This is a genomic window from uncultured Succiniclasticum sp. (assembly GCF_902793885.1).
GTDB lineage: Bacteria > Bacillota > Negativicutes > Acidaminococcales > Acidaminococcaceae > Succiniclasticum.
The window spans coordinates 44,404-66,474 of record NZ_CADBFF010000014.1; the positions used below are offsets into that span (position 1 = coordinate 44,404).

At 45.2% G+C, this 22,071-nt stretch carries 26 protein-coding genes; 18 read left to right on the plus strand and 8 right to left on the minus strand.

Going from position 1 to position 22,071, the window contains the following annotated elements; all coding sequences use genetic code 11:
- Window positions 1–8: 8 nt before the first annotated feature.
- Together QZV31_RS08270 and QZV31_RS08275 are read left to right on the plus strand one after the other, a co-directional pair.
- A complete protein-coding gene (locus QZV31_RS08270) occupies window positions 9–437 on the plus strand; it encodes a hypothetical protein (RefSeq protein ID WP_295359565.1) in 429 nt (142 codons plus the stop codon).
- A 60-nt stretch (window positions 438–497) separates the two neighbouring features.
- The gene (locus QZV31_RS08275) at window positions 498–1,442 is read left to right on the plus strand and encodes a nitronate monooxygenase (protein ID WP_295359566.1); all 945 of its coding nucleotides are present in this window, start codon (window positions 498–500) and stop codon (window positions 1,440–1,442) included.
- A 211-nt stretch (window positions 1,443–1,653) separates the two neighbouring features.
- Here the strand turns inward: QZV31_RS08275 and QZV31_RS08280 are convergent, their stop codons facing one another.
- From QZV31_RS08280 to QZV31_RS08290, 3 genes are all read right to left on the minus strand, one after another.
- Window positions 1,654–2,229 (minus strand): 3D domain-containing protein, encoded by a 576-nt coding sequence (locus QZV31_RS08280; RefSeq protein WP_093730824.1) that lies wholly within the window; start codon window positions 2,227–2,229, stop codon window positions 1,654–1,656.
- A 38-nt stretch (window positions 2,230–2,267) separates the two neighbouring features.
- On the minus strand, window positions 2,268–4,184 hold the full coding sequence (gene nadE / locus QZV31_RS08285) for an NAD(+) synthase (protein ID WP_295359567.1): 1,917 nt from the start codon (window positions 4,182–4,184) through the stop codon (window positions 2,268–2,270).
- Window positions 4,185–4,464: 280 nt separating this feature from the next.
- Window positions 4,465–5,097: a site-specific integrase gene (locus QZV31_RS08290; RefSeq protein WP_295359568.1), complete on the minus strand. Its 633-nt coding sequence runs from the start codon at window positions 5,095–5,097 to the stop codon at window positions 4,465–4,467.
- Window positions 5,098–5,254: 157 nt separating this feature from the next.
- On the opposite strand from QZV31_RS08290, the gene QZV31_RS08295 reads away from it, so the two are divergent.
- Entirely contained in the window at window positions 5,255–6,244 is a 990-nt protein-coding gene (locus QZV31_RS08295; protein ID WP_295359569.1) for a hypothetical protein, read from the plus strand.
- Window positions 6,245–6,525: 281 nt separating this feature from the next.
- On the opposite strand, the gene QZV31_RS08300 is transcribed toward QZV31_RS08295, so the two are convergent.
- The 5 genes from QZV31_RS08300 to QZV31_RS08320 all read right to left on the minus strand — a co-directional run bounded on the left by QZV31_RS08300 (window position 6,526) and on the right by QZV31_RS08320 (window position 9,831).
- Window positions 6,526–6,936: a hypothetical protein gene (locus QZV31_RS08300; RefSeq protein WP_295359570.1), complete on the minus strand. Its 411-nt coding sequence runs from the start codon at window positions 6,934–6,936 to the stop codon at window positions 6,526–6,528.
- Window positions 6,937–7,019: 83 nt separating this feature from the next.
- Window positions 7,020–7,439, minus strand: a complete 420-nt coding sequence (locus QZV31_RS08305; protein ID WP_295359571.1) for a hypothetical protein — start codon at window positions 7,437–7,439, stop codon at window positions 7,020–7,022.
- Window positions 7,440–7,652: 213 nt separating this feature from the next.
- The gene (locus QZV31_RS08310; RefSeq protein WP_295359572.1) at window positions 7,653–8,435 is read right to left on the minus strand and encodes a hypothetical protein; all 783 of its coding nucleotides are present in this window, start codon (window positions 8,433–8,435) and stop codon (window positions 7,653–7,655) included.
- A complete protein-coding gene (locus QZV31_RS08315) occupies window positions 8,387–8,539 on the minus strand; it encodes a hypothetical protein (RefSeq protein ID WP_295359573.1) in 153 nt (50 codons plus the stop codon). The genes QZV31_RS08310 and QZV31_RS08315 overlap by 49 nt, the downstream gene beginning before the upstream one ends.
- Before the next feature lie 794 nt (window positions 8,540–9,333).
- The gene (locus QZV31_RS08320; RefSeq protein WP_295359574.1) at window positions 9,334–9,831 is read right to left on the minus strand and encodes a hypothetical protein; all 498 of its coding nucleotides are present in this window, start codon (window positions 9,829–9,831) and stop codon (window positions 9,334–9,336) included.
- Between the two features lie 215 nt (window positions 9,832–10,046).
- Between QZV31_RS08320 and QZV31_RS08325 the strand changes: the two genes are divergently transcribed.
- The 15 genes from QZV31_RS08325 (at window position 10,047) to ispG (ending at window position 22,011) form a co-directional block, all read left to right on the plus strand.
- Complete coding sequence (locus QZV31_RS08325; RefSeq protein WP_295359575.1) at window positions 10,047–10,499, plus strand: phage tail sheath C-terminal domain-containing protein; 453 nt, start codon at window positions 10,047–10,049, stop codon at window positions 10,497–10,499.
- An 11-nt stretch (window positions 10,500–10,510) separates the two neighbouring features.
- A complete protein-coding gene (locus QZV31_RS08330) occupies window positions 10,511–10,645 on the plus strand; it encodes a hypothetical protein (protein ID WP_295359576.1) in 135 nt (44 codons plus the stop codon).
- A 239-nt stretch (window positions 10,646–10,884) separates the two neighbouring features.
- Window positions 10,885–11,364 (plus strand): Cys-tRNA(Pro) deacylase, encoded by a 480-nt coding sequence (gene ybaK / locus QZV31_RS08335; protein WP_295359577.1) that lies wholly within the window; start codon window positions 10,885–10,887, stop codon window positions 11,362–11,364.
- A 13-nt stretch (window positions 11,365–11,377) separates the two neighbouring features.
- The gene (gene thrC / locus QZV31_RS08340; RefSeq protein WP_295359578.1) at window positions 11,378–12,880 is read left to right on the plus strand and encodes a threonine synthase; all 1,503 of its coding nucleotides are present in this window, start codon (window positions 11,378–11,380) and stop codon (window positions 12,878–12,880) included.
- Window positions 12,881–13,042: 162 nt separating this feature from the next.
- A complete protein-coding gene (gene rpsB, locus QZV31_RS08345) occupies window positions 13,043–13,786 on the plus strand; it encodes a 30S ribosomal protein S2 (RefSeq protein WP_295359579.1) in 744 nt (247 codons plus the stop codon).
- A gap of 123 nt (window positions 13,787–13,909) precedes the next feature.
- Window positions 13,910–14,791 (plus strand): translation elongation factor Ts, encoded by an 882-nt coding sequence (gene tsf / locus QZV31_RS08350; protein ID WP_295359580.1) that lies wholly within the window; start codon window positions 13,910–13,912, stop codon window positions 14,789–14,791.
- Between the two features lie 257 nt (window positions 14,792–15,048).
- Window positions 15,049–15,774 (plus strand): UMP kinase, encoded by a 726-nt coding sequence (gene pyrH, locus QZV31_RS08355; protein WP_093730818.1) that lies wholly within the window; start codon window positions 15,049–15,051, stop codon window positions 15,772–15,774.
- A gap of 2 nt (window positions 15,775–15,776) precedes the next feature.
- Window positions 15,777–16,340: a ribosome recycling factor gene (frr, locus tag QZV31_RS08360; RefSeq protein WP_295359581.1), complete on the plus strand. Its 564-nt coding sequence runs from the start codon at window positions 15,777–15,779 to the stop codon at window positions 16,338–16,340.
- A gap of 3 nt (window positions 16,341–16,343) precedes the next feature.
- Complete coding sequence (locus QZV31_RS08365; RefSeq protein ID WP_295359582.1) at window positions 16,344–16,574, plus strand: PASTA domain-containing protein; 231 nt, start codon at window positions 16,344–16,346, stop codon at window positions 16,572–16,574.
- Window positions 16,558–16,734: a 4Fe-4S binding protein gene (locus QZV31_RS08370; RefSeq protein WP_093730815.1), complete on the plus strand. Its 177-nt coding sequence runs from the start codon at window positions 16,558–16,560 to the stop codon at window positions 16,732–16,734. The genes QZV31_RS08365 and QZV31_RS08370 overlap by 17 nt, the downstream gene beginning before the upstream one ends.
- A gap of 111 nt (window positions 16,735–16,845) precedes the next feature.
- Window positions 16,846–17,595, plus strand: coding sequence for an isoprenyl transferase (locus QZV31_RS08375; RefSeq protein ID WP_366508704.1), 750 nt, complete (start codon window positions 16,846–16,848; stop codon window positions 17,593–17,595).
- 18 nt (window positions 17,596–17,613) lie between these two features.
- Window positions 17,614–18,444, plus strand: coding sequence for a phosphatidate cytidylyltransferase (locus QZV31_RS08380; RefSeq protein WP_295359584.1), 831 nt, complete (start codon window positions 17,614–17,616; stop codon window positions 18,442–18,444).
- Between the two features lie 106 nt (window positions 18,445–18,550).
- On the plus strand, window positions 18,551–19,738 hold the full coding sequence (locus tag QZV31_RS08385) for a 1-deoxy-D-xylulose-5-phosphate reductoisomerase (RefSeq protein WP_295359585.1): 1,188 nt from the start codon (window positions 18,551–18,553) through the stop codon (window positions 19,736–19,738).
- 133 nt (window positions 19,739–19,871) lie between these two features.
- Complete coding sequence (rseP, locus tag QZV31_RS08390; RefSeq protein ID WP_295359586.1) at window positions 19,872–20,891, plus strand: RIP metalloprotease RseP; 1,020 nt, start codon at window positions 19,872–19,874, stop codon at window positions 20,889–20,891.
- 31 nt (window positions 20,892–20,922) lie between these two features.
- Window positions 20,923–22,011, plus strand: a complete 1,089-nt coding sequence (ispG, locus tag QZV31_RS08395; RefSeq protein ID WP_295359587.1) for a flavodoxin-dependent (E)-4-hydroxy-3-methylbut-2-enyl-diphosphate synthase — start codon at window positions 20,923–20,925, stop codon at window positions 22,009–22,011.
- Window positions 22,012–22,071 lie beyond the last annotated feature (60 nt).

Genomic DNA, 22,071 nt, shown 5'->3' on the forward strand with positions numbered 1-22,071 from the left:
GATGACCCATGTTATGTAAATTCTGTCAGCATGATTTTGATGACAGTCTTACAGAATGTCCCTACTGCCACAAACAGGTTGACTTTGAACTGAAAAGCCTGACAAGGGAAGAACGGGACAACTTCGCTGGAACAACCATAGAAATGGAAGGAAATCCCGGCGAAGAAGGTTATACAAAACGTGCTGAATATCAGGAAAAAGACAGTTATTATCAACAGGATGACGCGTACCAGCGGGCGGATAAATCCTATGAAGACAACAACAATTCATCCGGATTTAAAGTGTATCGCATGGGCGGCGGACTGCTGACATGGATCATCTTTGCCCTGATTGTGCTGGGAATCATCTTTTTCATTCTTCCGGCATTTCTGTTTGTAGGTATTATCGGTGCGGTGGCTACCACGATTATCCTCTTCGTGCTGCGATTGTTTCACTGATTGAGATTTTGTTGTTTTTATCATTTTTTTTGTCGGACGTTTGTCAGAATGGAGGTTTTTATGAAGAATCGTTTTTGCGAAATGTTAGGAATCCGCTATCCGATCATCCAGGGCGGCATGGCCTGGAGCAGTGACGGAACACTGGCTGCTGCCGTATCCAATGCGGGCGGCGCCGGTATTATCGGTACAGGAGGCCGTACCACGGAGTGGGTAGAAGAAGAAATTAAAAAGGCGAAGAGCCTGACGGACAAGCCTTTCGGTGTAAACCTGATGCTGATGGCTCCGAATGTAAAAGAAATTGCAGATGTTGTCTGCAGGGAAAAGGTGGCATTTGTCACCACCGGCGCCGGCAGCCCGGTACCCTGGATCGAACCGATGCACAAAGCCGGAATCAAAGTGATTCCCGTAGTACCTAATGTAAAACTGGCAAAACGGATTGCAACTTCCGGAGCGGACGCAATGGTAATCGAAGGCATGGAGGGCGGCGGACATATCGGAACCCTGACCACGATGGCCTTGCTTTCCAATGTGCTTAAAGATAAGTATCCCATACCTGTACTTGCGGCAGGAGGTATTTCCGACGGACGCGCAATGGCTGCAGCCCTGCTGATGGGCGCAGACGGCGTGCAGATGGGCTCCCGGTTCCTTGTGACAACAGAATGCCCCATTCACGAGAAAACAAAAGAAATGATTGTGAAGGCAACCGATACGGACTGCGTGGTAACCGGTTATTCCAGAAATATGGGCGTACGGTGTCTGAAGAATGCTTTTACGCAGAAATATCTTGAAGCAGAAACAAGCGGCGCGCCCAAAGAGAAACTGATGGAACTGGGCACGGGAACTTCCCGTATGGGCATGAAGGAAGGCGACATCGAAAATGGCAGTGTCATGGTAGGTGAGAGCCTGAACGTGTTGAATGAAGTATTGCCCTGCAAAGATGTAATCGAAAAGATCATGGCGGACGCAAAAGCAACGCTGGCTAATGCGACTTCTATTGAATTGTAATTTGTGTTAGAAATGTAATCTGTTTAGAAATGTAATTTGTGTCAGAAACATAAACAGAATATTACACGAATTCGGATCATACGCTGTGATTCCATAATAAAAACAGACCGGAGCATCCTCTCTGCAATGTACCGGCAATTCATCGCGCGAATTGCGGTAAAGAGACAGGCTCCGGTCTTCTGTTTTGTTTGTGCGAATCAGCTCCTTCTTGTCAAGGCCGTACCTGAGGCTTAAACACCGGGGCGGCAGCCGGACTGTGGGAACGCGAACTGTTGTCAGATTTATTTTGAATTTTGGTTTCTTCGGTTGGAATCTGTTGGCTTGGCGCTGTTTTGGTTTCTTCGGTTGGGATATGTTGTTTTGGTGTCGGTTTTGTTTCTTCGGTTGGAATATGTTTTTTTGATTCCGTTTTTGTTTCAATTTGTTTGCTTCTATTCTCTTTGTGTTTATTCTCTTTCGGAAGCTTTACCTGCTTGTCGTCCGGGGTGATGACCTGGACTTTTGCATTCTTTCGACCGAACTGCAGGGCTTTTTTATGGGATTCCATAAAAATATCTACATGCCGGTTGTATTTTGGATTCATTCGGTCCTGCACGACGTATTTATGGCCTTCATAAATGATGACGCTTCCCATCGGCACAAAATTAGCCGCACAGGTGTATCCTTCTTTGGCTCTGGCGCCGCTGGCGGTAGTCCGGGACCCGGTTTCGTGCGGAGTATAGGCAGACATGGACACCGTTGTCCAGAAAACAGCGGCCAGGGATATCCCGCGATACAATGAATTCATAGATACCTCATTTCACAAACTCTGTGTTTTCACCACAATTAAAATAACCGTTCCTGCAACAGCAGTTTTTCCTTCAAGGATTTATATTCCAACGAATAATACGTGGTCAGCTGCGCTTCCCGGTAATCGGTACCGAAGGCTCTTTTGCTTAAGCTAAGGATTGGCGGAGCCTGAATGCGTTTGGCAACCGCAAGCCCGGTAAACAATCCGTACCATCGCTCCAGATCCTTGCAAAAGGCAGCGTGGGTGTAAAAAATTTGAGAGAGGATACCCGCTCTGCAGCCTAAAAACGCTTCCAAATCGTGATGGATATAGTGTTTGAGGATTTCTGCAGGGGAGGACGTGTCCCATTTTTCAACAAAAGCACGCAGCAGATAATCGTGATATTCGTAAACCAGCGGATCGCCGCCGTTTCCTACCGTCTGTTCCTGTGACAGTTCAGCGCTGGGACGGATCGTGAAAATCTGTTCCGGAATTACGTTTCGTTTAAATACAGATTCATTAAGATATTTTCCCAGGGCATAGACCTGATGCTTCCATAAATCTCCCAGCGGGCAGAACAAACCGATCAGGTCTCCGTAAAATGTGCCATAACCGACCGTAATTTCTGCTTTGTTGGCATTACAGCTGATACCACCCTTAAATGCAGCGGAAAAACCGGCCAAAATCCGGGAGCCGCGATCACGGGCCTGGATGTTTTCGTACATGAGGCCGGTCAGTTCCACTTTAAAATCGCGGTTGGTTGTGTAATTATGGATCGGCGTGTACAACTGTTCAACCGTGTGTGAAACACTTTCGTTAATAGGGGTAATGGTGTAGCAGCAGCCAAGATTTTCTGCCAGATTCTGCGCCAGGTTTTTGGTCAGTTCTGAATTATAGCGGCTCGGCATGTTTACAAGCAATACCTGATGCGGTCCCAGAATATCGGTAAACAGGGCGGCAGTAACAGCAGAATCAATGCCGCCGGAAGCACCCAGTACCATACGTTTGATTCCGGTTTGTTTAAGAAAACGCGATGTTCCGTAACGAATGGTTTTATATAAGATTTCCGCATCGTCGTCTTCTGTGGTGATCAGCTCATCTTCTGCCGAGTAGGCTCGTATCTTTTCGGTATCCTTATCCCAGGAGAAAACCAGCAATTTTTCTTCGAACATAGGCGCTGCCGCTTTGACCATTCCGTCAGGGCCGTAAACGCAGCTTTGTCCGTCAAAAGTGTAAATGTTTTTGCCGGTGTTCTGTATACCTGTATTATTACAGTAGATAACAGGAAGCTGCAATTCCTTTGCCTGGCTGCCAAACAATGCGTGCCGTTTGCTGTTTTTACCCAAGGTAAAAGGTGAATTGGAAAGATTACATAATATATCAGCGCCGCTCTGTTTTAACATGACAGGTACGTTTATGGGATAATTGTCAGTCCAGCCATCTTCACAGAGAAGCAAACCCATCTTATACTCCTGGCCGTGTAATGTTACTGTTACCAATCCCATTCCGTTTTTCAGAGATATACGTTTATCTTTCAGCAGCATCTCCTGACCTGAAAAATATCTGGGGTCATCGAACTCCCGGTAAGCGGGAAGGGAAGTTTTGGCAACATAGTCAAGTCCCTGTCCGGTTGGAACAAGCTTTCCGTCCTGTGCGGCAAAGGCCGCATTGTATTTCCTTACATGGCCGTCCTTGTTTTTTCGTTTCCAGTCAGCGGCCACATTACCGAAAACAACAGTGATTCCCTTTGTCGCGGCAATGATCTGTCGCCCGTAAGTCTCACAGTCTTTCAGAAAATCGGTCTGTTCCCACAGATCACCGATCATGGAACCGGGAACAGCCAGTTCGGGAAACAGAAGGATATCAACCTTATCATTTTTCGCCAGACCAATCAACTCCAACATTTTTTTAGTATTCAAGTCCGGACGTCCGGCGATAATTTCCATTTGTCCGCAGGCAATTTTTAACGCCATTTTCCGCGCCTCTTTCTGTAAAATATATAAGCGATACAATTCCAATTATTATATGTAATTGTAACAGGAAAAACCGGTTTTGAAAAACAAAAATAAAGTAATTAAAGGAAATGTGCTAACAGATTTTACAAAATTTGTTGTTTTCTCAGTTAATTATAACAGAGATATTTGCGTTTTTCCACATTTTAGTTTTTTCGTGATGATTTTTTTCGATTCAGGAAAATGAGGCTTTATCGGGGTTTGCGCCGTCTGTCTTGCTGTTAATTATCACATATTTTTACTACGTGGCTACCACGTGGCTACCACTATTCATATGTTTTTCTTCCGGGGAAAGGTACATCTCAGGGCCGTAGGGAAGGGTGTTTACCGCTGCAATTAACTGCTGGATTTGTTTGTGCGTATAAACAGCTTGCGTAACGTTGCTACCACGTGAATGTCCCACGATCCGCTTCAGCGTAGTGTCATCCATGCTGTAATTGCTGGCCATAGTGACAAAGGTGTGCCGGGCATCGTGGGTAAGGTGACGGGGCAGCGATAAGCTTTCCGTTGCTTTGTCGGTTACGTTACGCAGATTAACAACACCGTTCCACACTCCAATGTTACGTTGTTTATCCGGCATGAGAAGGTACGGCCAGTGTGCGAATCGGCTGATGGAATAGAAGTGCTGCACAAAGGGCATAATACATTTCGCGATAGGAATGGTCCGGTTGATACCGGCCTCCGTTTTGCTTCCGCCAATCATGTAGTTTTCTTTCAGGTTGACGTTCTCCATCTTCATCTGTACCAGTTCGCCACGGCGCATACCGGTATAGATCTGAATCAATATGATTTTTACCAGATCCGAATCCGTGTGCAGCCATAACGTGCGTAATTCTTCTGTGGTGTAAGGCTGGTGCATGTCCGAATGCTTCATGGCCATGGTTTTCAGAAATGCCGAATAATCTTTATTGACCAGGTCATTGGCCAGGGCATATTCAAAGATCCAGTTCCATTTGCACGTTTCATTTGAAAAACCTCCGATTTATTGATATAATTAATCATCATAAATACAATAAAAGAGGATGATGCTTTTGTATAAAGATAGAGTTGAGTTATATAAAAAATTGGAAAAGCAGCTTAAAAGTCATGTGTTAGTATATGTTACTGGGGATCGTCCAGGATTTGAAACCCAAATTGCAGGAGATACAATTGACTTATTTATTGAGCAATTAGATAAGATTGGAATTGTAAAAAAAATATCTCTTTATCTTTATACAAGAGGAGGGGATACAGCGGCTGCTTGGAATATAATTAATCTCCTTCGACAGTATTGTGACGAGTTGCAGGTTATTGTGCCACATAAAGCGCATAGCGCTGGGACGATTATTAGCTTAGGAGCTAATTCGATTATAATGACAAAACAAGCAACTTTAGGGCCTATAGATCCAAGTCTTAATACTCCATTAAACCCAAGAATGCCTAATATAGATAAAACCTATCCGGTTAGTGTTGAAGCCGTAAAAGGTTATATTGCGTTAGCGAAAAGCGAGTTACGAATAAAGGATGACATGGCGCTATCAAACGTATTGTTGAAACTTACTGAACACGTTCATCCTCTTGTTTTGGGTAATGTTTTTCGTTCACGAGCACAAATCAAAATGCTTGCTAAAAAATTGTTGATTAATCAAGTAAAAAGCAAGAAGCGAATCAAAAAAATCATATCTTTTCTGTGTAGTGAATCAGGAAGTCATGACTACACGATTAATAGGCGTGAGGCAAAAAATAGTTTAAAGTTAAATATAAAGAAACCTGATGATAAGTTGTATCGAATCATTAAAGATATTTATGATGATATAAGCAAGGAACTTGGTTTGAGAGAACCAGCAGACATAAGAACTATTGCAGCAAATAACAATGGGAATTATGCGGTAAAAAGAGTATTGTTAGAAAGCTTAAATGGCGGTTCAGAGTTCTTTTTATCGCAAGGCAAGGTCGAAATAAGACAATCAGGTAACGGAGCTGCTACTTTACAAGACATTAGGTTGTTTGAGGGGTGGAAGCATGAAGAATTATCAGAATGAAAACAAGAAAGATATTGGTTTTGAAATCAAAAAACGGATTGATAAATGTAGCTTAAGTAGCTGCACAAGAGTAAACTATTCATCTTCGACATCAGTAAGATCAGATTCTCTATTTGAACAGATTAGAAATACTACAATAACATTTGGTGATGATATCAAGACATAATAATGAAAAACTCTTTTGTTTAATAAAAGGGCAGACTACTCCCGTATTAGCGTGCGGTGTATGTTTGCAGCACATCCTTTGACCGCTCGGTGCCCCAACACCGGCGGTCATTTTATTATTCTTCAAGAGCACTTTTGATAAAATCTTTCCATCTGCGGAATTCTTCGGGGGTCATTTCCAAAGCGAACTGCCAGCCATTATCTAACTGACAGAAAACCACATGGCTGGAAGGCGTTTTCTTTTCCCCGTTTCCGCCCAGTATGGCGCCGACAGCACCCCAAAGCGGACCGCCGACAAGGTATCCGGCCAGTCCCCAGGTTAAGCTGTAGCTGGAAGACTGAACCTTTTCTGAAGTTATTACTTCATAATGCGTGATATGTTCGTAAATATTGATTCTTTCAAAGTCTGATGCTTCCGGATGTTTTAAGTCATCAAACTTTATTTCAAAATCAACATCACAAAAACTTGTGGAAACACCAACCACATCAATATCCGGATCACTAATTCCGCCTAAATACTTAGCCATGGTATCCTTTCCGCCTCCCGCCAGGGAGGCTTTTTTATTTTCCTAAAAGTTTGGGAAACCATAACAACGGGCGATTATTATATTTATTCATCTGTTTGAGTATTGTATTTTATCGAAGTATCCATGCACAATTTCCATGCTTTAAATTCATCTTTATCCAAATGCACGGCAAACTGCCAGCCGTTATCCAGTTCGCAAAAGACGATATGGTTTTCAGTTTCTTTGCTGCTTCCGCCCAGTATGGCGCCGACAATACCCCAAAGCGGACCGCCGGCAAGATACCCGGTCAATCCCCAGGTTAGACTGTAATCAGAAGAACGATTCTTTTCAGAAGTGACTTCTTCATAGCGGATGATATGATCACTGATGCTCATAGTTTGCGAACCGAAAGATTCGCCGTTATAATCATAAAATTTTAATTCAAAATCAATGGAAAGAAAACTCTTGGAAAAATCAACCACATCAATATCCGGATTGCTAATTCCGCCTAAGTATTTAGCCATGGTATCCTTTCCGCCTCCCGACCGGGAGGCTTTTTAAATTCCCAAACGTTTGGGAATTACTTACATTATTGTTTTGTTGAAATCAACAAAACGATATTCTTTTAAACCAGTGACAATTTGTCACGCTTTCAGTTGCCACATTTTGTAGTAGAACGGTTTCGTACTGTAACCAGTTCCCTGGAGACAACCTGTCCCCGGGAAGAGTAAATCTGCTCAGTAAGTAATTACGCGATAAATCAGAATCGGAATAACGGTGTAAAACGGCTGAGAATACACTTGCCTTATCGCATTAGTAAACGCATCAATTGCACTTTCGAAAGAATCTGCAGACGGCGGATCTGCAGGCTGAGATGCAGAATCTAAAATTCCTAAAATGTACCATGAGCCGGGCATTTGCACACCGTAGGTACGGGTTATATCCGCTGGCTTCAGGCAGAGACTTGATTCCTGCAGCACACCTTTAATGGTATGGCCATTAAAATTTGCAGTCAGATCAATTGCGTCATCCATCTGTTTTACAAGGTCTTCGATTAATCTAAAGAAATCATTGGTATTTTTGTCGCTGGGAATTTTTAGCAGTTTTTTATTCTTTACAATGAGTGGAGTAACTGCTTTTATCGATCGGATATCCCGGATATTAACCGTTGCATTTAAAACTACCAGCTGACCGACGGCATGTTCTGGCAATTCAACCAGTGGAGCAATAGAAAGGTCATTCAGCAAATCAAGGATTTGGCTGTGATACGGATCATAGTTTTCGGCCGCCTTTTCCTGGCTCTTTAAAGAATTGTTGAAGCCGCCAGACACAACAGCGGGAACACCGCCGTTTACAGAAACAGAAGAACCCTCAGAAGTACCAATTGTTTTGGTTACGCTTCTCAGGGTTCCGCTACGAATTTGCGATATAAGGGAATCTACACGGCTCTTGTCAATATACAGGAAATCAATCAGTTGGCTTTCAGAAAGCTCAGGTCGGGTTTGCTCTTTTTTCCCCATTTGTTTACCTCCTCGGCTATTTTTGCACAACGGGAGGCATGATTGTCGCGTTGCCTTTTCAGTTCTTCAAGATCAATTTTCACAGGCTCTTTTTTTGCTGACATGATCAGCACCTCCTTTCTTGGTATTGAAATTATATCATTATTTCTGAGAAGCTACAATATTTAATTTTTAATTGAGAATTAATTTTAAAGCAGTCACTCCTTTTCCCGTCTCAGGACGGCTTTTTTATATTCCCAAACGTTTGGGAATATGTTATGAACCCGTGACAACCTTTCACGTTTTGAACTGGTAACAAGCTGTAACTGGTTCCCGGGGAAACCTGTCCCCGGGAAGGTAGTCAGGGTACAGATTGTACCCTGGCTGAATTATCTCTTTAACTTGCCGGTAACTTGCCAGGCTGACAATGCGTCCGGTCACTTTAGTGACCGGAGAATTTTCTGCAGTCCAGTCATAGCGCGGCTTTTGAGCCTGCTCTCTGTTATAAATATAGACAGTCTATTTGTTTGTCTCTTTGTAACTTAACTTGCCAGCATTCTATTGTTAGTTCGAGAGAGCAGCCACTGCGTCGAGCCGCAAAAACCGAACATAAAACCGAACGGTTCCAGCCACGGTAGTAGAGCCATTTGCGGGCAATCAACAGGGGATACCGTTCCGACCGCACACCCTTATCCAGCGTCTGCTTTCTGTATCTTTTCTGTATCTTTCCGGAACTGATCCATTTGGGTAAAGCTTTTGACGGCGGCTGCGGCTGCTGTCTGGCCGGCAGGATTAAGCTGGCGGAAGTCAGAAATAAGAATCTTTTCTGATGAAGAGAGAATAGAATCTGGTGGCACATAATCCCAGCCACACAGTTCAGCAGGAGTGGTATGCAAGCGGTTAAAGCTTGAATCTCAATTTATACAGATTCGATGGCCAGAGATATAAGCTCATATTCAGCGTCTTTGTCAAGTTGCAGGAATTCAATACCACAATGAATTTTTCCCAAAAAACGCGGATTGAAAATAAAAGGCTGGCCTTCATCGATTTCAAGATTAAGATACTTGTCTTGAAGAAGAATTGAAAATAAAACAGCAGGATTTTCAAAAAGATAACTAATGGAAGACTCTTTGCTGGAAAACTGTCGTAAATAAAAGTCTTGGACAAGATGGTAGTCAATGGGCCGGTTTACCTGATCAGAAGAAACAGTAATCTCTCCCGTTTCGGATTTTCGATGTGTGAACGTAAAAGGACGGCCATTCTCGTACTTGTGGAAATAATCACCGGCAACAGGTTGACCATCTAAGGAAATAACCAGTTGCGGTTGAAACTCAGGCTGTGTATTTGAACTCTGTTCAAAAGCAAGCCGTTTCAGCAAAGCATCTAAGCTTTGCAACTGATGAAGTTTCAATTTCATGAACACCACTTCCTTCAAATTTATTCCGGTGGGGGCCGGTACATAAATTATAGCACGGAGGGAGCAAAAACGGAAAGGAGGCAATTAACGATGCCAAGGAAAGTACCAACGGCGGTAGCGGCCAGAATATTAGGGAAAAGTGAAAACTTTATCCGGTTCGGGCTCTAGCAGGGACGGTTGCCATTCGGCAGCGCGGTAAAGACAGCCAAGGACCGGTGGAGCTATCACATGATGACAAAATCAAGATTGGTCGTGGCGTGAACAGTCTTACGACATTTACCAGCACAGACTCCGAAGACATGAAAAAGATTATCATCGTTGAAAGTATGAACTTAATTGAAGAAGACATTTACACTACATACAAAGATTATTATGTAGGGAAATATAAAAACCATTATGATAACCAGTGTCTCTTTATGAGTTCTGTAAATACGTATTTCCGCGAATTACAGAGAGAAGAAATTTTGGATCCGGAATTTGACAATCGGAGTTTTGTTGATGTTGAGAAGCAGCGCGATGCATGGCTGGCCATCGGTAAACAGGAAGCCAGCGACTGGAGCATTGAAAAGGTGAAACGGATGACATTCAAATCGAATGTGTTCCTTGCAGGTGATATCAAGATTTTGGATGCAATGGAAGATTTGCGCTTTACCATCAATATGGAATAGGAGGGTGAAAAATGCCGGATAATATTACTAATAAAATCATACGCGGTACAAATGGCAGGTTATGGATTAACGGGAACCGTTACGCGAACGTTAAAAAGTATGAAGGCTGCGCATTAAAGCCCAGCGAAATGGATGGGCGGCTGTAGCGGCCTGTCTGGTGGTAGCATTGGTCGCAAAATAGCAAAGGCACCCTTCGGGGTGCCCCTATTTTTTTGCTATAATTTTTTATTCTTTTTAGTACGTGGCTACCACGTGGCCGCCATTTTTTGTTTTATTTTTTTAACAAACTTTTCGCGAGTACGCACGGCTACTATGCTTGTGGCTACACCCACTTTACAAATTATTGGTTTTAGTTTACTATATATAAACGCAGGAGGATTTATTTGTGAAAAAAATAAAGAAAACAAATGCAGCCCGTATCCTGGATGATTTAAAGATTCAGTACGAATTAAAAACATATCCTGTAGATGAAGAACATCTGGACGCCGTTCATGTGGCAAAGGAAGTTGGCATGCCGCCGGAACAGGTGTTTAAAACGCTGTGTGTACGCGGCGATAAAACAGGCGTACTGTTTGCTGTAATTCCGGGAAACGGGGAACTGGACTTAAAAGCGCTTGCCAGAGCCAGCGGGAACAAGAGCTGCGAAATGGTCCATCTGAAAGAAGTTTTGCCCCTGACCGGCTATATCCGTGGAGGCTGTTCGCCTCTGGGAGCAAAGAAAGAATATCCGGTCTTTATGGATGAAACCTGCCGGCTGTTTGACCGAATTGCCATCAGCGCAGGTATGCGCGGTATGCAGATTCTGGCCGGCCCCGAAGATCTGGTCAGGGCGACCCGTGCCACAGTAGTTTTGCTGACAATGTAAAGGAGAAGAAAAAATGTTATTTGTGAGTACAAGAGGGCAGACTGGAAAGGTTTCTGCTGCCCACGCAATTAAAGAAGGCCTGGCCGGCGACGGCGGATTGTTTGTGCCTCAGTCTTTTCCGTACTTTTCCCTGGAAACGATTCTGGGTATGCATGCATTGCCCTACGAACAGTTCGCCGCCAAAATACTGAGTTATTTTCTTACGGACTACACGGCAGACGAGCTGACAGAGTGTGCTGCGGCAGCCTATGCTGCCGGGAAGTTCGGGCCTGATCCCACACCGCTCCGTAAGGTTGGGGAACGCACGGATGTACTGGAATTATGGCATGGTCCCACCATGGCATTTAAGGATATTGCATTACAGATTCTGCCGCATCTTATGACAAAAGCCCAGGAAAAAACCGGTTCTGACACAAGAATCGTCATCCTGGCCGCTACGTCCGGAGATACCGGAAAAGCTGCGTTAGAAGGTTTTGAAGATGTACCGGGCACGGAAATCATTGTCTTTTATCCGGAAAACGGCGTAAGTCCTGTACAGAAATTACAAATGGTGACACAGCCGGGAAAAAACACGAAAGTGTTCGGTATCCGCGGCAACTTTGATGATGCGCAGCGGGGCGTAAAAGATATTTTCAGTGATGCGTCACTGGAAAATGAACTGAAAGACTGCGGCTGGGTATTTTCTTCGGCGAACTCCATCAACTGGGGAAGACTGGCTCCGCAGATTACCTATTATTTTAAAGCGTATGCGGACGCGGTTGCCAGTGAACGCATTAAACCGGGTGAACGAATTATTTTTGCTGTTCCCACCGGGAACTTCGGCGATATACTGGCAGGCTATTACGCGAAGAAAATGGGACTGCCGGTAAAACAGTTTATTTGTGCATCCAACTCGAATAATGTGCTTACGGATTTTGTCAACACCGGCGTTTATGACAAGAATCGCGTACTGAATAAAACCGTTTCGCCTTCCATGGATATTTTGGTTTCCAGTAATCTGGAACGCCTGTTGTTTGATTTGACGGAAAACGATGCGGCGCAGGTTGCAGCCTGGATGAAGCAGTTAAATACCGTTGGGAAATACCAGGTTTCCAAAGATGTGGCGGAGCAGGTGCGTGAACTGTTTTTTGCTGCCTGGATCGACGAACAGGAAACGGTTGACGCTATAGGGCGGGTCCACAATGATTTTGAGTATTTGGTTGACCCGCATACGGCTGTGGCCTGGCGGGCTGCTGAAAAATACCGTCTGCTGAGCGGAGATGACAGCTATATTGTTGTGCTGTCTACTGCCAGTCCCTTTAAATTCTGCAAAACGGTTCTGGAAGGCATCGGCAAGGCGGCCGGATTAAATGAAAACGATCCGTTTGAAGCAGCGCACCGGCTTGCGGAAGAAACAGAAAGTACGGTGCCTGCACAGGTTACTGCCCTTGAATCGATGCCCATCCTGCACAAAGACGTGATTGCAGCGGAAGAGATGGCACAGTACATTAAAAAGACGCTGGAAATCATAAAATAAAATATTTTGATATGTTATTAAAAAAGTCTTGCCTGATGGCAGCGACTGTGCTATAATACTTCAAGTGTTTCAATACACACGCAGTCGGATGGGTACTGTCCGCGCAAGCGGTGAGCCCGAATACAAAGAAGGCTGCGGAGGAAAAAACAGGAGGAAAAAAACATGAGCACAATTATTTCCATGAAACAGCTGCTGGAAGCCGGCGTACATTTCGGTCATCAGACCCGCCGCTGGAATCCCAAAATGGCGAAGTACATCTTCACCGAACGTAACGGTATCTACATCATTGATCTGCAGAAGACCGTTAAAAAAGTTGACGAAGCGTACAACTTCATTCGTGAGACTGCGCAGAACGGCGGCAACATTCTGTTCGTCGGCACCAAAAAGCAGGCGCAGGAAGCCATGCGTGAAGAAGCGATCCGTTGCAACCAGTACTATGTAAATGAACGCTGGCTGGGCGGCATGATGACCAACTTCAAAACCATTCAGAAGCGCGTAGCCCGTCTGCGTCAGCTGGAAAAGATGGAAGAAGACGGAACGTTCGACGTACTGCCGAAAAAAGAAGTGCTGGGTCTGCGTCATGAAATGGAAAAGCTGAACAAGAACCTGGGCGGCATCAAAGAGATGAAAAAACTGCCGGCAGCCCTGTTCGTAGTCGATCCCCGCAAAGAACACATTGCTGTTCTGGAAGCCCGCAAGCTGAATATTCCTATCGTAGCAACGGTTGATACCAACTGCGATCCGGATGAAGTGGATTATGTAATTCCGGCAAACGATGACGCAATCCGCGCCGTACGTTTACTGGCCAGCAAGATGGCTGATGCTGTCCTGGAAGGACGCCAGGGCCAGCAGACCGCTGAAGCTGCAGAAGCACCTGCTGAAGAAGCTGCTGCTGACGCAGAATAATTTTCAACTGGTTTTCGGTTCCGGGAACCTTTAGTGTAATGATTTTGAAGGGAACCCGTTGCGGTTCCCTTTATTTATAACCGGTAAATACTATATTGTTTTTAAATACAGGAGGATGAAACTATGGCACAGATTACTGCTGCAATTGTAAAAGAACTGCGTGAACGCACCGGCGCAGGTATGATGGACTGCAAAAAGGCACTGGTAGCTACGGAAGGCGATATGGAAAAAGCAATTGACTTCCTGCGTGAAAAGGGTCTTTCCCAGGCTGCTAAAAAGGCCGGTCGTGTTGCCGCAGAAGGCGCTGTAGTAGCATATGTTACCGAAGACGGCAAAACCGGCGCAATCGTAGAAGTTAACTGCGAAACCGACTTTGTAGGCAAAAATGAAAACTTCCAGGCTCTGGCAAAATCCATTGCTGAACTTATTGTAAAAACCAATCCGGCAGATGTTGATGCGCTGCTGGCTTCCGAAATGGAAGGCAAGACCGTTAAAGATGTTGTTACCGAAGCCATTGCCAAGATCGGCGAAAACATTTCCGTACGTCGTTTTGTCCGCTACGAAAGCGCAGAAGGCAAAGTGTACAGCTATATCCATGGCGGCGGCAAGATTGGTGTTCTGGTTGATATGAAGGGTGGCGACGCTGAACTGGGCAAGGATATTGCCATGCAGGTTGCCGCAGCCAATCCCCAGTTCTTAAACCGTAATGAAGTTCCCGATTCCGAACTGGAACATGAAAAAGATATTCTGACCGAACAGGCCCGCAACGAGGGTAAACCGGAAAACATTATCGCCAAGATGGTTATGGGACGCATCAATAAATACTACAAGGAAGTTTGCCTGGTAGACCAGGAATTTATCCGCGACGGCGACCTGACCATCAGCAAGCTGCTGAAATCCAAGAATGCGGATGTTGCCCGTTTTGCCCGCTTCCAGTTAGGCGAAGGCATTGAAAAGAAACAGGAAAACTTCGCAGATGAAGTTGCTGCTTTCATTAAAAAATAATCCGTTTATCATTAAAGACTGCAAATTTTTTGCAGTCTTTTTTTGTGACCGGCTGCAAAAAATTCAGGATGGGAAAAAGAGGAAAAACATAATCCAAAAATAATGTTAGCAAATTTTCACAATTTCTGAGGTATTTGTTGTGTTCTGCTATTTTTCTAAAACGCAAGATGTGGTATAATAATATGAAATTATCAGCAAGTATCATCTTTCCGAATTTAGTTCGTATATGACAAAAAAGGAAATAGGAGGGTGTCGGCGTGGCGAATGAATTGAAATACAAACGTATCGTATTAAAGTTAAGCGGGGAAGCACTTGCGGGAGAAAAGGGCTTCGGAATTGACCCGAATGTTGTAAACTCCATTGCAAGGCAAATCAAGGAAGTGTTGGACTACGGACTGGAAATCGCAGTAGTAAACGGCGGCGGCAATATCTGGCGCGGCCTGTCCGGTGCAAATAAAGGTATGGACCGTGCTACAGCAGATTATATGGGAATGCTCGCTACGGTAATCAATTCACTGGCGCTGCAGGATGCACTGGAGCAGATTGGTGTACCGACACGGGTGCAGACGGCCATTGAAATGCGTCAGATCGCGGAGCCGTATATTCGTCGCAGGGCCGTTCGTCATCTGGAAAAGGAACGGGTGGTCATTTTTGCGGCCGGTACCGGAAATCCTTACTTTTCTACAGATACAACAGCGGCGCTGCGGGCTGCTGAAATTGAAGCAGATGCCATCCTGATGGGAAAGAATGGGGTAGACGGTGTATACGATGCAGACCCCGCCACTCATCCGGAAGCCAAGAAGTTTGATTATCTTGATTATATTGATGTTATCAACAAACATTTAAGCGTGATGGATACAACGGCGATCAGCCTGTGTATGGATAATAAGATCCCGATTATAGTTTTTAATATCGAAAAACAGGGTAATATCCTGAAAGCCGCACTGGGAACAGTCACCGGCACAACGGTAGGAGGTAAATGATTATGGCGACAATTGAGGAACTTTTAACAAACAACGAAGAAAAAATGAAGAAAACAATTTCTTTTCTTCGGGAAGATCTGGCGGGTCTCCGGGCCGGAAGAGCAACTCCGGCACTGCTGAATAAAATTACGGTGGATTATTACGGAACTCCGACTCCGATTAATCAGGTTGCCAATATTGGCGTACCTGAACCCCGCATGATCGTAATCACTCCCTGGGAGAAGACTATGATCAAAGCCATATCCAAGGCAATTATGACATCGGACCTGGGGCTGAATCCCAACACTGACGGGTCTGTCATTCGGTTAAATCTGCCTCAGCTGACAGAAGAACGCAGAAAAGAACTGGTAAAAACTGCCAATAAACGTACAGAAGAAGCACGCGTAAGTATTCGCAATATGCGCCGCGATATTATTGAAGGTATCAAAAAGGCTGAAAAGGCGAAAGAGATTACGGAAGACGATTCGAAAGACGGTCAGGACAAGGCACAGAAACTGACGGATAAAATGATGAAAGAAATCGACAAAGTAATCGAGGCAAAAGAAAAAGAAATTATGGAAGTGTAACCGATGCCGGATGTTGTAGCCCTGCCTCTGCATGAAGCAGAAAAACTGTTGTCGGCGTCTGGCTGGGATTATCAGGTTGTACGTATTTCTTCCGCTTACCGGCATGATACTATAGAGAATTGCCTTAGGGAAGAATATGTTGTCAGACAGCAGGAGCTGGCTGATCATAAAATACTTTTGAGTACTATTATGAAGAGGAGAAAGGAGGTGCTCGAGTATGGCTTACAAAATTGATACTGACGCTTGCGTAGGCTGCGGCACTTGTGCCAGCACTTGCCCCGTTGGCGCACCGAAAGAAGACGGTGAAGGCAAATACCAGATCACTGCCGACGAATGTGTAGAATGCGGCGCATGCGCAGCAAACTGCCCGGTTGGCGCTATTTCTCAGGAATAATTTCTTGAAAAAACTCCCCTTCTGTTCCGACAGGAGGGGAGGCACATTTTTCTTTACGTACAAGGATGTTATTTTATGTTTAATTCTTTGTTTTTAAAACCTGTCCGCTCCATGCCTGCCAAAGTCACCATGAATGTTGACGGTCTGGATATGGATAATATTCCCCGGCATATCGCAATTATCATGGACGGTAACGGACGCTGGGCCAAAGCCCGGGGAAAGATTCGTACACAGGGCCATAAAGTGGGTGCGGAGACGCTTAAAACGATTGTACGGGCTGCAGACACTTTGGGTATTAAGGCGATTACAGCGTACGCCTTTTCTACAGAAAACTGGAAACGTCCTGTAACGGAAGTCCATTTTATTATGGAGCTGTTAAGCCGGTATCTTACTTCTGAAATTGAGGAATTTAAGGAAAACAATGTTCAGGTACGTTTCATGGGTTCGAGACAGGGGCTTCCTGAGGTTGTAAAAGAAAAGATGGATCATGCCATCGAAGAAACAAAAAACGATACAGGAATTATTTTAAATCTTGCAATTAATTACGGAGGACAGGCGGAAATCTTGCACGCGGTCAGGTCCATTGCACAGCAGGTTGCGGATGGTTCCCTGAAGATTGAAGACATTGATGCTTCCGTATTTGAAAATAATTTATATTCCCAGGGGCTTCCGTCACCGGATTTATTGATCCGAACAGGCGGGGACCTGCGGGTCAGCAATTTTTTATTATGGCAGATTGCCTATTCGGAAATTTGGACGACCCAGGTTTTCTGGCCTGATTTTACCCCGGATATGCTGGTGGAAGCCATTAAAGTATATCAGAAACGGGAGCGCCGGTTTGGCGGGCTTGTCCAAAAATAACACAAAGGTTGGATTATTTTGTTAAAACGTATTGTGACGGCAATAGTCGGGATTCCGATTGCTGTTTTTCTGGTAACCAAGGGCGGATTGTTTTTTGCTGCCGCTGTTTTTATTTTGGCTGCGGCTGCCTGGAGAGAATATGCCAGGATGGCCGGATCCAAAGATGTTCATACGTATAAGCTTACGTCCTTGCTTCCGTCTATGCTGCTTGTTGCTGCAGCGGGAGCTGGCAAAACGGAATACTTTTTACCGGTTTTGACATTTGCGGTCTTAGGCATTTTGATTGAAGGGCTCTGGCGGCATTGCAACTGCGGCGAAACGAACTGGCCCCTGCACGTATCCAATTCGCTGATGGCCTTATTATATGTAGGGTTATTGTTTGCACATATTCCGCTCATGCGGGATTATTCCGCAAACAGTTTTCAGTTTTTGGGATTTGTTTTTTCCCAGGGAGAACTGGCTTTGTGGATGGTACTGTTAGGTACCTGGGCCAGCGATACCTTCGCGTATTTTTTTGGCATGGCTCTGGGCAAACACCGGTTTTGTTCTGTGAGTCCTAAAAAATCCATGGAAGGCGCAGCGGCAGGCTTTGTCTTTTCTATTGCGGTAACCGCGGGAATTGCATATCACGGCTTACATACGGGTCTGGTTTCTGCGCTGATACTGGGATTGACAGTAGCGTTTTTTGCCCCGGTAGGAGATTTGATTGAATCCATACTGAAGCGTTCCTTCGAGATTAAGGATTCTGGTAATTTTTTCCCTGGCCACGGCGGCGTGTTAGACCGTTTCGACAGTCTGCTTTTTGCAGTACCGGCCGTCTATTATGTAATGAAATTCATGGGGATTTAGGGAGAAGCTGATTAGTCAGTGTTTCCTTAGATTGTCAGAATCGCTATATACGCTGATTATTGCCCTGCTTTATGCAGGTGAATAATCGGCGCAACAGGAGTTCATAATGAAAAATATTTCTGTGCTTGGAAGTACAGGTTCCATTGGCCGGCAAACGCTGGAAGTAGCAGCTGCCAATCCGGAACAACTGAAGATTCGTGTTTTGGCGGCTCACCGGAATGTGGACCTGATGCTGCAGCAGATTGAATTGTATCATCCGGATCTGGCTGTATTGACAGATAAAAAAGCCGCTGACAAACTGCAGAAACAATATCATGGGAAAACCGAAATTTTAAGCGGACAGGAAGGTTTGCTTGCTGCCGCAACGTATGAAAAAGTTGATACCGTACTGGGCGCTATGGTTGGATATGCAGGATTGCGTCCGATACTGGCGGCCATTAACGCGGGTAAGGATATAGCTCTTGCGAATAAGGAGACCCTGGTAGCTGCCGGTCATATTGTAATGGAGGCGGTAAAGGAGAATCACGTGAACCTGCTGCCTGTAGACAGCGAACACAGTGCCATATTCCAGTCCCTTCGCGGAGGGTATCATCCCTGTCTGACATTTACAGAAACGGAAAACAGGTCCAGTGAAGTAAAAAAACTGATTTTAACTGCGTCCGGCGGACCGTTCCGGGGAAAAACAAAAGATGAACTGAAACAGGTTACGCTTGCGCAGTGCCTGAAGCATCCCAACTGGAGCATGGGGAAAAAGGTTACCATCGACAGTTCGACATTGGCCAATAAGGGTCTGGAGGTAATGGAAGCCCACTGGCTGTTCAATATGCCCTATGAAAAGATTGAAGTCGTGATCCATCCGCAGAGCATTGTCCATTCCCTGGTAGAGTTTAATGACGGCGCCGTGATTGCCCAGCTTGGCATTCCCGATATGAAGCTCCCGATTCAATACGCGCTTTCCTATCCGCAACGATATGATTGCAGCTTTGGCCGGCTTGATTTGATAAAATGCGGTACCCTGACCTTTGAAGCCCCCGACAGGGAAGCGTTTCCGTCCCTGCAGATTGCGATCGAATGCGGCAAAGCGGGCGGCAGTCTGCCTTGCGCGTTTAATGCGGCGAATGAAGAGTGCGTAACGGCATTTTTGGACGGAAAAATTGCATACCTGGATATACCGGATATTGTAAGACGTGTAGTTAATTCCCATATTCTGATTCCGCATCCCTGTCTGGATGAAATTGAAGAGACTGATCAAAATGTGCGTTTAATGACAAGGATTTTGATTCAGCATCAGTAGGATACTCTTTGCCCGGGCGGATTTTATAAGGCTACGGATGACTGAGATAATGACAGCGTGAGAATACGATGCTGACTGAATTTTCAGCAGCTGGGAATACGTAACAGGTTTTTATAAATAAGGAGATTTGCTTTTGTTAACGATATTGGCTTGTATTTTTGTGTTTGGCGTTTTAGTTACGGTTCATGAATTCGGACATTTCATCACTGCCAAATTAACAGGGATGAAGGTGGAAGAATTCTCTATCGGATTTGGGCCTACTATTTATCAGCAGCAGGAGGGCGAAACCCTGTACTCGCTGCGCATGCTTCCGTTAGGAGGTTATAATAAAATAGCAGGAATGGATCCGGACGATCCGGACGATCCGGAGCGTGGCTTTAATGCTAAACCCGTTTCGTCACGGATGCTGGTGATTTTGGCCGGTTCCCTGATGAATATACTTTTGCCGGTATTGATTTTTTTCGGTCTCTTTCTCGCCTTTGGCATGGATGTACCGGAGAATAAACCGGTATTAGGGCAAATTATAGAAGGGTATCCGGCGGAACAAAGCGGTTTAAAGGAAGGGGATCGGATCCTGTCTATTAACGGAAAACCGGTTCATGAATGGCTGGATATACGGAAGAACATTGCGGATTCCGGAATGCAGCCCATACCTTTTGAAATTCAAAGGGATACGGAAAAGCTGACAATCACAGTGACGCCCGGAGTGAATCCGGAAACAGGGAAGCCGTTTATCGGTGTGGTATCTTCGCTGAAGAATGTCCGGCTTACTCCTGTACAGGCTGTTGTTGCTTCTGTAACTGCCACAAAGAATATTATTAAGAACATGTATGCTTCGCTGTACCATATGGTGACAGGAAAAACCAAAGCGGAGTTTTCCGGACCGGTGGGAGTGGCAAAGATGGCCGGCGAAGTGGCCCATAAAGGTTTTGACAGGCTTATGCAGTTTACGGCTATGCTGAGTCTGAATCTGGCCATCATCAACCTGTTGCCACTGCCTGCGCTGGATGGCGGTCATTTTCTGATTCTGCTGATTGAAGCAGTGACCGGGCATAAGCTTGGGAAAACAGCCATGCAGAATATCCAGAAAGTCGGTGTGGCGATGATCCTGGCTCTTACCATTTTTGCAACGTTTAAAGATCTGACGCGATGATAAACCGTAAAACTTATTTGGAAGGTGACCCATGAAACGTAGAACTACCCGGCAAATTTATGTCGGACCTGTTGCGATTGGCGGAGATGCTCCTGTCGCCGTCCAATCTATGACTAATACCAAAACCCAGGATGCCAAGGCTACGCTGGAACAAATTCATAAACTGACAGATGCCGGCTGTGATATAATACGCTGCGCGGTACCGGATATGGATGCAGCCCTGGCGTTAAAAGAGATTGTGCAAGGCAGCCCCATACCAGTCATTGCTGACATCCATTTTGATTACCGGCTCGCCCTGCAGGCCATTGAATCCGGCGTACACGGACTCCGACTGAATCCCGGTAATATCGGCGGAACCGAAAAGGTTAAAGCAGTAGTAGAAGCTGCCAAACCGAAAAACATTCCGATCCGTATCGGCGTAAATGCCGGTTCTCTGCCGAAAGACTTATTGGAAACATACGGTCATCCCACGGCAGAGGCTTTAGTGGAAGCGGCCTGGAGGCACATCCGTATTCTGGAAGAGATGGATTATCGCAATATAAAGATATCCCTGAAATGTCATGACGTTCCTCTTACGCTGGCGGCTTACAGACTTCTGGCATCCCAGTGTGATTATCCGTTACATGTGGGGATCACGGAAGCCGGTACGGTGAATTCCGGAATCATTAAATCTGCAGTAGGAATCGGCACATTACTCGCAGAGGGCATTGGCGATACAATCAGAGTTTCACTGACCGGTGATCCGGTAAATGAGGTGAAGGTTGGTTTTGAAATATTAAAATCCTTAGGCCTGCGTTCGTATGGCCCGACACTGATCAGCTGCCCGACCTGCGGACGTACCAGCATTGATCTGGAAAAACTGGCAGCTGCTGTGGAAGCAAGGCTGGCAGATATTAAGGAACCCATCAGCGTTGCAGTCATGGGCTGTATCGTAAACGGTCCCGGCGAGGCCAGGGAAGCCGATGTAGGCATTGCCGGCGGCAAAGGGGAAGGCCTTGTCTTCCGTAAAGGACAGGTTATTAAAAAAGTTCCGGAAGCATGCCTTGTAAATGAATTGTTTGATGAAATTGATAAAATTTTAGTTGAAAGACTAACTATTAAAAGTCAAGCTCCAAATTGAGAAAATTTGGGATTGGAAGAAGTTGCAAAACGGCATAACAAAACAGAGCGACTTCTGGCG

Coding starts and splice junctions, on each gene's coding strand:
- QZV31_RS08275 (WP_295359566.1), top strand. CDS start 498: ATGAAGAATCGTTTTTGCGAAATGTTAGGAATCCGCTATCCGATCATC.
- QZV31_RS08385 (WP_295359585.1), top strand. CDS start 18,551: ATGAAAAATATTTCTGTGCTTGGAAGTACAGGTTCCATTGGCCGGCAA.
- QZV31_RS08310 (WP_295359572.1), bottom strand. CDS start 8,435: ATGGGGAAAAAAGAGCAAACCCGACCTGAGCTTTCTGAAAGCCAACTG.
- QZV31_RS08300 (WP_295359570.1), bottom strand. CDS start 6,936: ATGGCTAAGTATTTAGGCGGAATTAGTGATCCGGATATTGATGTGGTT.
- frr (WP_295359581.1), top strand. CDS start 15,777: ATGGCGACAATTGAGGAACTTTTAACAAACAACGAAGAAAAAATGAAG.
- QZV31_RS08330 (WP_295359576.1), top strand. CDS start 10,511: ATGCCGGATAATATTACTAATAAAATCATACGCGGTACAAATGGCAGG.
- QZV31_RS08375 (WP_366508704.1), top strand. CDS start 16,846: ATGCCTGCCAAAGTCACCATGAATGTTGACGGTCTGGATATGGATAAT.
- QZV31_RS08320 (WP_295359574.1), bottom strand. CDS start 9,831: ATGAAATTGAAACTTCATCAGTTGCAAAGCTTAGATGCTTTGCTGAAA.
- QZV31_RS08370 (WP_093730815.1), top strand. CDS start 16,558: ATGGCTTACAAAATTGATACTGACGCTTGCGTAGGCTGCGGCACTTGT.
- QZV31_RS08305 (WP_295359571.1), bottom strand. CDS start 7,439: ATGGCTAAATACTTAGGCGGAATTAGCAATCCGGATATTGATGTGGTT.
- tsf (WP_295359580.1), top strand. CDS start 13,910: ATGGCACAGATTACTGCTGCAATTGTAAAAGAACTGCGTGAACGCACC.
- ispG (WP_295359587.1), top strand. CDS start 20,923: ATGAAACGTAGAACTACCCGGCAAATTTATGTCGGACCTGTTGCGATT.
- rpsB (WP_295359579.1), top strand. CDS start 13,043: ATGAGCACAATTATTTCCATGAAACAGCTGCTGGAAGCCGGCGTACAT.
- QZV31_RS08270 (WP_295359565.1), top strand. CDS start 9: ATGTTATGTAAATTCTGTCAGCATGATTTTGATGACAGTCTTACAGAA.
- nadE (WP_295359567.1), bottom strand. CDS start 4,184: ATGGCGTTAAAAATTGCCTGCGGACAAATGGAAATTATCGCCGGACGT.
- QZV31_RS08290 (WP_295359568.1), bottom strand. CDS start 5,097: ATGAAGCATTCGGACATGCACCAGCCTTACACCACAGAAGAATTACGC.
- QZV31_RS08315 (WP_295359573.1), bottom strand. CDS start 8,539: ATGTCAGCAAAAAAAGAGCCTGTGAAAATTGATCTTGAAGAACTGAAA.
- thrC (WP_295359578.1), top strand. CDS start 11,378: ATGTTATTTGTGAGTACAAGAGGGCAGACTGGAAAGGTTTCTGCTGCC.
- QZV31_RS08280 (WP_093730824.1), bottom strand. CDS start 2,229: ATGAATTCATTGTATCGCGGGATATCCCTGGCCGCTGTTTTCTGGACA.
- QZV31_RS08365 (WP_295359582.1), top strand. CDS start 16,344: ATGCCGGATGTTGTAGCCCTGCCTCTGCATGAAGCAGAAAAACTGTTG.